Below are 12,832 nucleotides of genomic sequence, written 5' to 3'. Positions count from 1 at the left end.
ACAGCCATCCGCCTCACTCAACAAGAAACTCCTGATACAGCCTGTTCTTGTCATGGATGCGCACCCTCATCCTGCCGGGCGGAGCAGGCTCCAGAAGACGCAGGTACATGGCGGGGCGTTCAGGCGAAGGGCTGTGCACAGGGTCGATACGAAAGTCAAACCGATGCCAAAACGCAACCGCCTGCCCGCTCCCCGCTTCAAGCACCACTTTGCCGATGCCCATTTCCCGCAGCCGCATCAGAAGGTGCCGCACGAGGGCTGACCCGATTCCCTGTCCTTGTGCGGACACAAATATGTCTGTAATCCGGATAGCTTCCTCTTGCCGGATATAGCTTCCTGTCTGTACATCCTTATAGGAAATGGCATCCTGCAGCTGCAGGAGAAAGCGGACATAGCCGTCATCCTTTTGTCCATGTATAGAAATATAGTGAGCTTCGTCGCTGAACTTTGCTTCAAAATGGTAGCCGGTTAACTCGGAAAATTCCGCTGCCAGCCGCTGAAACAGCTTCCGGCCGAGTCTGTGCGACAAACCGGAAGCTCTGCTTAAGTCCGGCCAAATGATTGTCTTCATCTCCATCGCCCCCTTCTATATGTATACAAGCTTGTACAGAATACTTGCCGGTTTGCCAAAAGAAAAAAGGGAGCGATGCCCCCTTTTTACCGAAGTTCTCCCTTTCTCATATACATCAGCACTTCCGCATCAATCACCGGTTCTTCATGCCAGCGGTCATCGAAGTTCTCACGCATGGCATAGGCATGGAAGGCCTGCTTCATTTGCGGCGTGTATGCCGGCTCACTGTCGCGGCCCAGCAAATTTTCTTCTATTAAATACTGGCGCAGCTCCGCCAATACCTCTCCTTGGATCGGCAGCAGGGTGGCCTCTTCGGTCGGGAAGTACAGCTTGTGCAGACCATACAGCCGTTGCAGCTCCTGGATCGGCTCCGGATGGTCATCTACACGCAAGTCCAAGGCCACATCGTTGTAGCCGCCGTAGCCGCCGCGTTCCTTCACAATGTAAATGGCGGCAGATTGCTTGCCGCGCGAATCGCCGCCTGCTGCCTGGGCGCTGTCCAATGCGCCGATCAGCCGCTGTGCCAGCGCGCCTTCAGAGGAAAGGAAGGAATCTGCCATACTCTCTACTGTCTTGCTGCTGACCAGAATGTTGCCCTGGCAGGAATAGTTTTGACCGTTCACATGCCCGGCCCATGAGAAGCAGCCCTTTCCTGTATAGGCCGCTGTGTTCCCTTGCGCATCCAGAATCGCAAATTGCCGCAGGTCGCGGTTTTCATCATGGCGCACGAGAAATTCCACAACCTCTTCCGGATGATAGCCTTCCTGCAGCAGAGACAAGCCCTTTGGCCCAAAGCTTGTATTGGCCCAGGATTGCGTGGCGATGCCGCCTACATTGGCTCTGGCCCATGGCACAACAGAGCCGACAGCCAGAAATTTCGATTGTACTGCGATGCCAATTTCCTTCGTTGCCGGGTCAAAACCGACGATGGAGAAGGTGGCTACTAATGGGTCTCTCATATGTAAAATCTCCTCTCAGTATGCAACTCTCCTATTCATTCAACATGCTTGCTGGTTTTTCCTGTCGTTTTCTGCAGATTTCCGCAGCATTGCGGCACATACAGTCAGCAGCGGCAGCAGCCAAAGAAAGATGGCATGCGGCACGTACTGCCAGAGCGGGACGCCCAAAACGGTGCTGCACATCACTGCCAGCACACTCCATGGAATCATGCCGGGAAACAGCATCGCTGAATTTGCCATCACTTCCGCCAAGCGCTGCTTGCCGTAGGATGCCTCCCACTGCTGCAAAAAGGACCGGCCTGTCAAAATAATCGGCAGGGTCTGATTGGCAGCCAATAGGGAAATGCCAAGGGCCGCCATCATGGTTCTCCAGGTGCTGCCAAACAGCGAGCGCGATCCTCTCATCCAGCGCTCCAGCAGCGGCTGGACGATGCGGTGCTTTTCCAACAGTTCATTATAGGCACCGGCCAATGCTAAAAACAAGAGCAGCCCGTACATATGCTGCAAGCCGCCGGCCCCCTCCGTCCCGAACAGAAAAGCACGTCCCAGCTGCATCGGCGATATTCCATTTCCAAAGGCAATGCAGGCTGCCGAGAGGATACTGATGAGAAACGCATAGACAATGCTGAACCGGAGCAGGACAGCCCCGAGCAGCAGTGCCGGCGGCAGAAAGGCAAGCAGTGACAGCTTTCCTGCCGTATGGCCGGGTAGAAGCGGCACGTGCACCTGCCCCATGTCAGCCCATCCATAATAGAGCATGGCAGCCATCACTCCTGCTGCGGTTGTTGGAAGCAGCGCGCGCCATTGCTTGCCGGCCGGAAGCTGCAGGGTGTTCGACAGCAGCTGATAGGCGCTGGAAAACGGCGAGGTGCGGTCCCCGACAAACGCACCGGAAACGAGGGCTCCGGCTGCCAGCTCCAACGGGATATGAAGAGCGGCGGCACTGCTGATGATGGGAATCCCGACCGTGCTCAGCGTGCCGACACAAGTGCCCAACAGCAGCGAAACAACCATCGCGATGCAGAACGCGCTCAGCAGGAAATGCTCCGGCGTCAGGATGTTTAAAGAAATCTGCACCATTTGCGCAATCGTCCCGGACAGCTTCCAGGAAGGAAGAAGGAAGCTGACGAGAAACAAAATGAGAATGACAATTTTGGCGCGGCCTATCCCTTCTTTACTCGTACGCCATATGTCCCGCAGCCCCTGTCCGGTTCGTTTTACTAAGAATACGAGATACAGGAAGCCCGGCAGAAATCCGATGACAAGCTGGATTGCCAAAAAGACGGATGCGAGAATGCCCGCCAATGTAATCAGCAGCAATACAGCCCGTTGAGAACCACTTACATGATTTTGCATTCTGTCACCTCAGGCTGAGACATGTGCGGAAGACTTGAAATTTCGCTCCCGCCAAATGCCGTATACAAGCAAAGCAATGCCGAAGACCACAAAAATCGGCTCCAGCCAGTCTGCTTCCGGCCCGTTCGTAATGCGGTGCAGGTGAAAGAACCAATGAAATACAACAATATCAAAGCTGAGAAACAGCCCGGAGGCCACTATAAATCCATGGAAAAAGGACGCGGAAAAGAAGTATTTGAACACCACTAAGAATCCGAACAGCAGCACAAGTCCTGAACAAACAGCTCCAATCCGCTCTCCCGCTGTTTCAAGCTGCACCCCCATTGCATAGGCCTTTATGCTATGAAAATAAAAGTCTGCCAGTCCATATCCGGCAAACAAGCCAAGAAATCTTGATTTACTCATTTGCTTCCCCCTCTATGTATGTCCTACCCATTATACTACAATGGGGTACATAGTAGAGAATGATAAAAAACTGCCCCTCCTGATTGAGCGGCAGTCTTACATCCTACTATAGTTCGCGGCTTCCGTTCTCTTTCTTTTTCCATTCTTGATAAAACGATTCGAAGGCGATCCGGTTTGATACCTCCTCCGCCAGCATTCGGAAGAACAGGTCAGGTATTTGCCCGGCCTCCTGTACCTTATGCTCCAGCCAGCGATATTCCTGTTCTGTGTAGCCTTGCTTTTCCGGGCGCTGCAGCACACGGGTGTAATATTTGTTGCGGACAGACATGTCCAGTGAAGATTGTCGGGAAAGGGAATGCCGGGCGGAGAAGCGGACAATCCGGGAATCCAGAAGGGTGATGGCGTTCTCTTTGTACATCTTGAGCACCTTTTCCATGGATGACAAGCGGGAAAAGGTGCGGTTTGCCAGGCAGCGCCAGCGCATTTCAATGGACAGGCCATCTCTTGGATAGACATGGGTGGAGAGCATCTCCTGCCCCCGTTTGTATTGCGTGTAGACAATATGCTGGGGAAATTCCTGCAGATAACGGAACATCTCCTCAGACTGATACGGGCGATCCAACTCATAAATCGGGTAATTCATCAGGCGCACCTCCATTTTACGCTCTTGTGCTTCTACATATATGCAGCAGACAACGGGCGCATGAGGGGGAGCATAATAAATAAACACCAGAAGGCTTCTGATGTCTACAGTTTGCTCAACGAGTATCTTATTAGGACTGTAAAAGAGCATTCTTCCTGACATTTCCTGATTTCTATAAAAAAGAGCCCCCTTTTTGCAGGGAGCTCCCGTATACATTATTCGTGGAAGTTTGTTCCATCCGTTGTTGCTTGAATGATGCCGGCGCGGATGACGAAGTCACCGAAGTGCTCGCCTTCCTGGCGCTCGACCGCATAGCGGGACAACAGTGTACGCAGTTCGCTTAGAATGTCCGCTTCGCCGATGTTCTCACGGTACATCTTACTGAGGCGGCTGCCGTCAAAGGCAGCACCGAGGTACATATTGTACTTGCCAGGCGCTTTTCCGATAAAGCCGATTTCCGCCAGGGCGTGGCGGGCGCAGCCGTTCGGGCAGCCTGTCATACGGATGGTAATCTCTTGATTCCGCAAACCGTTTTCGTCCACAATTTCTTCAATCTTGTTCATCAGAACCGGCAGATAGCGCTCAGCCTCAGCCATTGCCAGGCCGCATGTCGGCAGCGCCACGCATGCAAGAGAGCTGCGGCGAATCGCAGAATGATGCTTGCCGTCCGTCAGGCCGTGCTGCTCCATCAGCCTGCTGATTTCTTCCTTCGTTTCAGGAGAGACGTTGGCAATGACAAGGTTTTGGTTTGCTGTCAAACGGAAATCCCCTGTATGGATTTTTGCGATTTCACGCAAGCCTGTCATTAATTTGTAGTCCTCATAATCCGTTACACGTCCACCTTCCACAAACAGCGTGAAGTGGGATGTTCCTTGCACACCTTCCACCCAGCCGTAGCGGTCGCCGTTATGCTCGAAGCGGTACGGCTTTGCTTCCTCCAGCTTCCAGCCGAGGCGGTTCTCCAGCTCTTCCTTGACAACGCCAAGGCCCAGGCGGTCCACTGTGTACTTGAAGCGTGCGTTTTTCCGGGCGGAGCGGTTGCCGTAGTCGCGCTGAATGGTAATAATCTTTTCCGCCAGCTCCTGAATTTGCTCCGGCTTGCAGAAGCCGATGACCTTTGCCACCTGCGGGTAAGTTGCCTTATCGCCATGGGACATTCCCATGCCACCGCCGATTGCCACGTTGAAGCCGACAAGCTTATCGTCTTCCACAATGGCAATGAGGCCGAGGTCCTGGGAGAAGACATCAATATCATTGGACGGCGGAACCGCGATCCCGATTTTGAATTTACGCGGCAGGTACAGCGGGCCGTACATCGGCTCGGTTTCCACATCCGGCGTGCCGGCTACGCGCTCTTCGTCAAGCCACAGCTCATGGTACGCTCTTGTGCGCGGCAGCAGATAATCGCTCAGCTGCTTGGACCACTCAAACACTTCTGTATGAATTTCAGATTGATATGGATTCGGATTGCACATTACGTTACGGTTTACATCGCCGCATGCCGCAATGGTATCCAGCATGGAAGCATGAATGCTTTGAATCGTCTTTTTCATGTTCCACTTTAAAATGCCGTGCATCTGGAAGGCTTGGCGCGTTGTCAGCTTCAGCGTGCCGTTGCCGTATTTTTGCGCCAGGTCATCCATGACCAGCCACTGCTCCGGCGTTGAAACACCGCCTGGCGTGCGGACACGCAGCATGAATTGATACGCAGGCTCCAATTTCTGCTTTTGGCGCTCATTGCGCAGGTCACGGTCATCCTGCAGATAGCTGCCGTGGAATTTCATCAGACGGTTATCGTCATCGGAAATGCCGGAGCTGAGCGGCTCCAGCATGGATTCCTTCAGGGTGCCGCGCAGGTATTCGCTCTCTTCCTTAATGCGTTCTACATCGCTTGGCGGTCCTTCCGGGGCTGTCAAAATTTGTTTCAGCATATGCAAAGACTCCCTTCACTCCAAAATCAATATACGTCACGCTGATAGCGTTTTTGCTTTTTCATATCGGACAGGTACGCTTCTGCCGCTTCACGGCTCATGCCGCCTTCCGTTTCCAGAATGGAAATCAGCGTTTCATGCACATCGTGCGCCATGCGCTTGGCATCGCCGCAGATGTAGAAATACGCGCCCTCCTGCAGCCATGCATACAGCTCCTTGCGGTTGGCCTGCATGCGGTGCTGCACATATACCTTCTCCTCTGTATCGCGGGAGAATGCCACGTCCATTTTGGTCAGGACGCCGTCCTGCATCCACTTTTGCCATTCTGTCTGATACAGGAAGTCTGTCACGAAATGCTGATCGCCAAAGAACATCCATGCTTTTCCTTCTGCACCTGTTTCTTCACGCTCCTGCATAAAGGAACGGAACGGCGCAACGCCTGTGCCAGGACCCACCATGATGATTGGTGTTTCCGGATTTTCCGGCAGCTTGAAGTGGTTGTTCGGCTGAATGAAAATCGGCAGTGTATCGCCTTCCTGCAGACGCTCTGCACAAAGAACGGAGCATACACCCTTGCGCTCACGGCCATGAGCATCGTAGCGGACGGCGCCGATGGTCAAATGCACTTCATCCGGGTTCGCAGCCAGGCTGCTCGCGATGGAATACAAGCGCGGCGGCAGCTTGCGGAGCAGACCCAGCAGCTCCTGCGGCTTCACGTTCCAAGGTCCGAACTCGCGGACCACATCCAGCAGGTCGCGGCCTGCTGTGTAGGCTTTCACAGCTTCTCTGTCGGAAGCCACAAGCTCCTTCAAGGCTTCGCTGCCTGTCAGGCCGGCAATTTTATCAAGCAATGCTTTTGTGATAACGGTAATTTCAAAGTCTAAGAGCAGCGCCTCGCGAAGTGGGCGGACGTCGCCTTCCTTATTCACCGTAACCTGTTCCTCCGGATTCCATTTCAGCTCTGTCAGCAGGGCATCCACCAATTCCGGATCGTTTTCCGGGAAGATGCCAAGTGCGTCGCCCGGCTGGAATGTCAAGCCGGATCCTTCCAGGGACAGCTCCAAATGACGCGTTTCCTTGCTGGAGCCGCGGCCGTTCAGATTGAAGTTGGCCAATACCTCCGCGCGGAACGGGTTCTTGCGGGAATATACCGGCTCTGCTGTTTGTACAGGAGTGGCTTGCGTTGCAGCGGCAACAAGAGCGGCTGTCTCGGCTTGCGCTTCGCTCAGGCTGCTGATGACGCCGTTCAGCCAGGCTGCAGCCGGCTCTTCGAAGTCAAGGTCGCAGTCCACACGAGGCTGCAGGCGTGTTGCGCCAAGCTCTGCCAGACGCACATCAAACTCCTTGCCCGTTTGGCAGAAGAACTCATAGGAGCTGTCGCCAAGGGACAGTACGGAGTAGCGAAGCTCTTCCAGCTTCGGCGCACGCTTGCTGTGCAGGAACTCATGGAAGGAGAGCGCATTGTCCGGCGGCTCGCCTTCGCCATGCGTGCTCGCTACAATCAAAAGATTTTGCACTTTCTTTAAGCTGTTTGGCTTAAAGCTGCTCATGGAAGACACGGTAACCTGGAAGCCTTGCGCCTCCAATGTTTTCGCCGCCTTCTCTGATAGACGCTGGGCATTGCCTGTCTGGGAACCATACAGAATGGTTACTTCTTTGGAAACAGGCGCAGCCTGCGGAGCGGCTGGTGCCTGAGCCGGAGCGGCTGCACCGGCGGCCAGGGATGCACCTGCTGCCAGATATCCACTCAGCCATACCTTTTGTACATCCGTCAAGGTCGGGAGAAGACGGTTAAGGAGCTCTGTTTGCTCCTGATTAAACGGGCTGTTCATGACCTGAAGTTGCAACGATATCCACCTCACATATTTCTAATCATTTCGACAAGTTTCTTTGTCTTTCATAAAAATTCACTAATCTCATCGTATACCCATTATTCCAATGGGTCAAATTATTTTTCATGATTTCAATCATTATAAATACTTATAATCGCACATAACAAAATTCAGTTCCCAATGGACTGCCTTCCAATCCATTCAGCGCAGCAGCGGAGAATTTCCGGATGAAAAAAGCGGTGCATGCCACACCCCGCACAGTCTGCTCTCTGTCGGGGCGCGGCATGCACCGCTTTACATACTGAAAGATATTGTGTTGCACCTATCCACGGCTGCTCCTCACTCCATCTGAGCAGGAAACATGCGGAGGATGCGCCATTCAGCGCGACTCCCCCAAAACTTGATTGACAACCTCGTGCACAGCTGCACGGCTCATCTTTTCCTTCCCTGCCACGAGCGCATCCAAAGTGGCGTGCGCAAGAGCCAATGGGATTTGGCAGAAGTGCAGAACAGGCCCCGGTTGTAAGTCTTCTATGTATAAATCCGCCAGTGACAGGTTATGCCGGGCATATTGCAGCATGTCATCATACTCCCAGCCTTCTGGAAAGAAAGTCACCCCGCGCTCACTGTCTTCCTTGCTGTTGCGCAGGATATTGACGGCCTGCAGTCCCCGTCCAAATGCCACTGCCAGCAATTGGTCCGTCTTCGTGCCATCATACCATGCCCAGATGTCGGAAAGCATCAACCCGACCAGGCCTGCCACGTAGAACGTATACTGATTGAGGTCTTCTTCGGTTTGAATCTGCCAGCCTTTCAAAGACCAATCCGCCATTCCCCCGGCCATGAGCGCTGTGGCCTCAAGCACCTGCGGCAGCACCGGCTGCGGACACAGTTCAATCCAATCGTACAAGCGCACTGTAACCTCTGGGAGAAGCTGTTTCCACGGCTCGATGACAGACAGAAACTCTTCCCTGCCGGAGTTCATGCGCAGCTGCGAACGAATGGCTTGCAGCACATCATGCTTCACTTGAGGCTGCAAGTAAGGATGGTCTTCAATTTCATCAATTGCCCGCATGCACAAATAGGCTGCTGCGACAGTCTCTTGCAGCCCGGCTGGCAAGTAGCTGATGGGGATGAAGAAGGTTCGGCTTGTTTCTTGTAATACTCGCATTGCATCTCTGTACAGTTCAGGCTGTGCCTTCATATATACTCCACATCCTTTTTACCATAATGTAACCTTTCCTCTTTCCTGCCATTCTGCACCAAGGATGGACTTCAGTCTTATTTTCCCACCAAAACAAAGACATTTCCATCCGGTGCCTGCATGACAGCGGCATGGCCACCCAAAGCATTCGGGAACGGAGGACGAATCCAATGAACTGCAGCATGGGAGCTCAGCGCTTTGTAAGTCTCCCGAACATCTTCCACAACAATCTCAGTCTCGGCAAAATTCAAATGTGGATTATTCTTTAATACCAGCTCTGAGCTGCCATCCGGAAACCTCATTCCAATCAGCTTCCACTGTTCTTCTTCGTCCTGAAAGGCCTCCCAAGACCTTGCCAGCCCAAGTGATTCATAGAACCTTGCCGCTTCCTCAATGTTCTCTGTATAAATTGCCACGCATTCTATTCTTCTCCACACCGGCCGCTCCCCCCTTTTTTCAGCAGGATGCTTTCATAAAAGCTGTATGTCCCTCGCTTTGGCTGGCTTCACCACAGCCTCTTCCCCGCATTCTTCCACACGAGTTGTATGGCATGTCCCATCCTTTCCATCTCAACGTTGCCTCTATCCCCTGTCACTGGGCATGCTGCACTGAGACAAGAAGAATGGTACGGCAGCCAAACATGAGAGTCCTTCCTGCTTTGTCATCCCGGCCTGCTTTATAGTTTACACGATTTTGGCATAGGCTGTCATAAATTCCTCGTAAATAAAGCTTCGGCGCCATCCTTTTTCCCGTAAACATACAAAAAGCCCTGAACAGGGCTTCTGATTGGGGTGCTGCCTATGGCAAAATGCAGGTACACCTCCCAGAAGGACGACTTGCATTCTTGGTTTGATAAGAAAAATGAATTCAAGTGGGGCGGTTTCAATTAACATAACATTCGTTCTGGGAAGTTGAACCGCAAGCGAAATACTCTCACTTTCTTTTCTTTTGTTTTTTTGCAAGTGAGTTCCAAAAATCAATAAGTGCTTCCCACTGCTTCAAACTCTCGGGTTCAAGAAGACAAACAAACTCTTCCAGTTTAATGTTTTTCTGTAATGCTGCATTTTGTATATCCTCTAACAAACCAACCGTTGCGGCTTCTTTTACAAATTCATCTCCATCAACATGCAGTCACTCAATTATGTCAAACACGGCGGGCAACTCTTGAATCTGCCTTATTGCATACAATTCGACAATATGGCTTGCAAAATCACACAAATCTATATAAAGTAGTTGCTCTTCGCCGTAAGAATAATTCTCTTTCAGATACCTATCCCATCGTTCTTTGTAGGAAGGACAGGCTGATAATAACAAGCCCATGACTTCTTGTTTTTGGATCATCGACTTATCACCTTCCGATAGCCCTCTATTTTGAAATGAACAGCAAACCCCTCCCAAACAGAGGGGAAGCGTTGCTTATCTGGAAAACCACTTCATGATGCGTTTAAAAGCGAGGAACAGCAGAAGAACAAATATAATTAGAATCACAATGCCAATCGGATTGATATTGAGCATCCCTTCATCCCCCTTCAAAATGAACAGCAAACCCCTCCTGTTTGGAGAGGCTACCTTACGAATTTCCGAACCAAAAGACCGCTGACAAGCGTTATTGCTACAACAATAGCGACTTTTACAAGAAGGCGATAATCCGATTCAGGCACTACATAGTCTGCGATAACAGTCGTTACCCCTGCAATAGCGGCTACGATAATGGCTTGCGTAGAAGTACGTCTCTCCCTCATTTGTACCATTCCCTTCGACATGCCTTTTCCTTATTGTACCATCCCAAGAAAGCGATGTGTTGTTCTTTTTGGCTGTATATTCCATTCATGGTTAGTTGACATAACGCAACATTATCAGCATTGAATTCTCCCTCAAAATGCAATAACGGCAGGGATTAAGGATTCCTGCCGTTATTATCATCTATACACCTTTTGATACACACTTAATATCACTGCGTCTGGCAGCAAAGACTATTTCTGCAACATGCATAGAACCCTGCATACCTTTTGTGTTCACAGGACCTGTATTGCTACCTCTGCACCTAGTTGCCGCAATGTCGGTATAGGCCTTTTTATGCAATTTGTATTAGGCTAAGGCTTTGACGGTATTCTCCAGCCATCATTGTGGTGGTGAATTCTACCGCAGGGTCAATGTCCTGCACCACCTGCTGCAATTCCTCCACGTCGATTGCAAAGAATTCCTTGCGGAGGTTGATTTTGTTTACGCGCCGGTCTTCAAGAATCTCGTGCAGCTTCTGTTCCAGCCCCACCGCGTCTTCACTGAAAATCATCGCGTGGACATCAAACTTAAACGGCACAGAGGCATCGCCCAGCTCATCTACCCGGTCTTGGGGGTTAAGTCGTCGGGTCATGCCGACTTTAAACATCTGTTCGCCAAAGGAACCCAAGTTGGAGATCACATACACGTAGCCGGCTTTGCCGTTGGCACGTTTGACAATCTCTTCTTTTTTGCTCTCAAGTTGCTGGACCTGCCGGTTGAGTTCAGCCAGTTTCGCCTCCAATGCAGCAACTTTGCTGCTGTCGCTTTCATTTCGTAAGAGTTCCTCATTTTTCTGAATCTCGTTGAGGTACTTTTCTTCTTCTTTTTCAATCTTCTTGCGTTCCTGCTCCAGAATGCGCTGCTCTTCCTGCTCTTGACGAATTTGCTCGCGAATTCGTCGCTGCTCTTCCTTCTCAAGTTCCTTTTGCACATAATAGCTGTATTCGATTTGTACTGCATTCAGGAACAATGGCTCCAATTCGGTCAGGAAGCGTGTTACGGTTGGCAGAATGCTAGCGTTGCCAGCTGCGCAAATCGCCGTGTACTTGGCAATTAAGGCTTTCGCCTGCTCCACAGCCTTGTCGACGTTCGTATAGTTCAGCGTGTAGAGCAAGTTCTGGAGCTCCGCTTGCAGCGCGATGACCATGAGCTGATAAATGGCCTTGTTGGCTTTTGTGGTATACCGCGTCTCATAGGTTTCCAAGAGCTTCTTCAGTTCCTTTTGATTTGCAGTCATATCCTTTTTCAACTGCTTGGAATCTTTGTGATGAAGGTGCAATTCTGTTAGAAGACCCAGCACACCATCACCCAGTGATTCTTCCAGTACAGCAAGTTCTTTCTCAATCAAACTATAATTCACCGCCTCTGGGAAGCGCACCAAGAGTGTTTTAATGCCAACAGCCTCTGTTTTCCATTTGTTGGCATCCTTCTCAAGCTTTTTCAGTTCTTTGGCCGTCTTTTCTACGGCACGCTCCAGTTCCTCATGCACCCGCACAAGTTCGCCATGCTGAGATAGGAGTGTTTCCGCTTTGTGCTGTGCCTCGCGAATGATGGTGTCCGCTTGCTGTTTTGCGTCCGCCAATGCTGTGTCTCCTTCGCGCTTAGCTGCTTCCAACACCTCATCACGTTCTCCTTGCAGTGATAGTCGGGCATCCTGCACTGTATTGTCATACAGCGCCTGCAGATCGGCTGTTTTCTGTTCTAGTGCTGTTAGTTCTCCCTGCTTGCGGCGCAGTGTTTCCTCAACCCTCAGCAGTTCTTTAATTCGCTTAAACATGTAACCCTCTCCCTATTTCAGATATTACACTTTGTTTATTATATCACGGAACGTTACTCCTAAATATGAGAAAAAAAGGAATATCCAGAGAAGTTTCTCTGTTTAAATTAGAAAAAACAGCGGGAATACAGCCTGTTGCTAGCGGCTAAACTTTTCGAAAATCCTCCGAATAATTGTAATATTAATACAATCATTTCACGTTGTTGAAAAATAAAGTTGTCCATAAAAAACCCTAAAAGTTCGGTGGATTTGAGTCAATAAGCTGGACACGACAACGTACATGGGAAGATGCTGTTTACGATTTTTGCTGGGATTGCTTAGTTTGAAATGGATTTAACTTCCAAGCGGACAAAAGAGGGAATTGAAGCTGCC

General features: G+C 51.0%; 10 protein-coding genes and 1 pseudogene. All 11 read right to left on the bottom strand.

Annotated elements, in window-relative coordinates:
* Window positions 1-13: 13 nt before the first annotated feature.
* The 11 genes and pseudogenes from NK662_RS18060 to NK662_RS18010 all read right to left on the bottom strand — a co-directional run bounded on the left by NK662_RS18060 (window position 14) and on the right by NK662_RS18010 (window position 12,460).
* Entirely contained in the window at window positions 14-571 is a 558-nt protein-coding gene (locus tag NK662_RS18060; RefSeq protein WP_254760343.1) for a GNAT family N-acetyltransferase, read from the bottom strand.
* Between the two features lie 86 nt (window positions 572-657).
* Window positions 658-1,530, bottom strand: a complete 873-nt coding sequence (locus NK662_RS18055; protein ID WP_254760342.1) for a DUF1028 domain-containing protein — start codon at window positions 1,528-1,530, stop codon at window positions 658-660.
* A 39-nt stretch (window positions 1,531-1,569) separates the two neighbouring features.
* The gene (locus NK662_RS18050; protein ID WP_254760341.1) at window positions 1,570-2,886 is read right to left on the bottom strand and encodes a Na+/H+ antiporter NhaC family protein; all 1,317 of its coding nucleotides are present in this window, start codon (window positions 2,884-2,886) and stop codon (window positions 1,570-1,572) included.
* 9 nt (window positions 2,887-2,895) lie between these two features.
* Entirely contained in the window at window positions 2,896-3,291 is a 396-nt protein-coding gene (locus NK662_RS18045; protein ID WP_254760340.1) for a DUF2243 domain-containing protein, read from the bottom strand.
* A 106-nt stretch (window positions 3,292-3,397) separates the two neighbouring features.
* Complete coding sequence (locus NK662_RS18040) at window positions 3,398-3,934, bottom strand: hypothetical protein (RefSeq protein ID WP_254760339.1); 537 nt, start codon at window positions 3,932-3,934, stop codon at window positions 3,398-3,400.
* A gap of 215 nt (window positions 3,935-4,149) precedes the next feature.
* The gene (cysI, locus tag NK662_RS18035) at window positions 4,150-5,865 is read right to left on the bottom strand and encodes an assimilatory sulfite reductase (NADPH) hemoprotein subunit (RefSeq protein WP_254760338.1); all 1,716 of its coding nucleotides are present in this window, start codon (window positions 5,863-5,865) and stop codon (window positions 4,150-4,152) included.
* Window positions 5,866-5,891: 26 nt separating this feature from the next.
* Window positions 5,892-7,712, bottom strand: a complete 1,821-nt coding sequence (locus tag NK662_RS18030; RefSeq protein WP_254760337.1) for an assimilatory sulfite reductase (NADPH) flavoprotein subunit — start codon at window positions 7,710-7,712, stop codon at window positions 5,892-5,894.
* A gap of 364 nt (window positions 7,713-8,076) precedes the next feature.
* Window positions 8,077-8,901 carry a squalene/phytoene synthase family protein gene (locus NK662_RS18025; RefSeq protein WP_438503639.1) on the bottom strand — a complete coding sequence of 275 codons (825 nt, stop codon included), beginning with the start codon at window positions 8,899-8,901 and terminating at the stop codon, window positions 8,077-8,079.
* A gap of 77 nt (window positions 8,902-8,978) precedes the next feature.
* Window positions 8,979-9,338: a VOC family protein gene (locus tag NK662_RS18020; RefSeq protein WP_254760335.1), complete on the bottom strand. Its 360-nt coding sequence runs from the start codon at window positions 9,336-9,338 to the stop codon at window positions 8,979-8,981.
* A 496-nt stretch (window positions 9,339-9,834) separates the two neighbouring features.
* Window positions 9,835-10,221 (bottom strand): annotated as a pseudogene (locus tag NK662_RS24375) (DUF7674 family protein).
* A gap of 754 nt (window positions 10,222-10,975) precedes the next feature.
* Window positions 10,976-12,460 (bottom strand): GIY-YIG nuclease family protein, encoded by a 1,485-nt coding sequence (locus NK662_RS18010; protein WP_254760333.1) that lies wholly within the window; start codon window positions 12,458-12,460, stop codon window positions 10,976-10,978.
* Between the last annotated feature and the right edge of the window lie 372 nt (window positions 12,461-12,832).

The organism is Ectobacillus ponti (assembly GCF_024294785.1).
Lineage (GTDB): Bacteria > Bacillota > Bacilli > Bacillales > Bacillaceae_G > Ectobacillus > Ectobacillus ponti.
The sequence above is the reverse complement of the archived record's forward strand: the minus strand, read 5'-3'. Positions and strand labels throughout refer to the sequence as shown.

Bases quoted from the DNA above. Each gene is read 5' to 3' on its own strand.
- NK662_RS18055 (WP_254760342.1), bottom strand. From the start codon at position 1,530: ATGAGAGACCCATTAGTAGCCACCTTCTCCATCGTCGGTTTTGACCCG.
- NK662_RS18025 (WP_438503639.1), bottom strand. From the start codon at position 8,901: ATGAAGGCACAGCCTGAACTGTACAGAGATGCAATGCGAGTATTACAA.
- NK662_RS18045 (WP_254760340.1), bottom strand. From the start codon at position 3,291: ATGAGTAAATCAAGATTTCTTGGCTTGTTTGCCGGATATGGACTGGCA.
- NK662_RS18050 (WP_254760341.1), bottom strand. From the start codon at position 2,886: ATGCAAAATCATGTAAGTGGTTCTCAACGGGCTGTATTGCTGCTGATT.
- NK662_RS18010 (WP_254760333.1), bottom strand. From the start codon at position 12,460: ATGTTTAAGCGAATTAAAGAACTGCTGAGGGTTGAGGAAACACTGCGC.
- NK662_RS18060 (WP_254760343.1), bottom strand. From the start codon at position 571: ATGAAGACAATCATTTGGCCGGACTTAAGCAGAGCTTCCGGTTTGTCG.
- NK662_RS18040 (WP_254760339.1), bottom strand. From the start codon at position 3,934: ATGAATTACCCGATTTATGAGTTGGATCGCCCGTATCAGTCTGAGGAG.
- cysI (WP_254760338.1), bottom strand. From the start codon at position 5,865: ATGCTGAAACAAATTTTGACAGCCCCGGAAGGACCGCCAAGCGATGTA.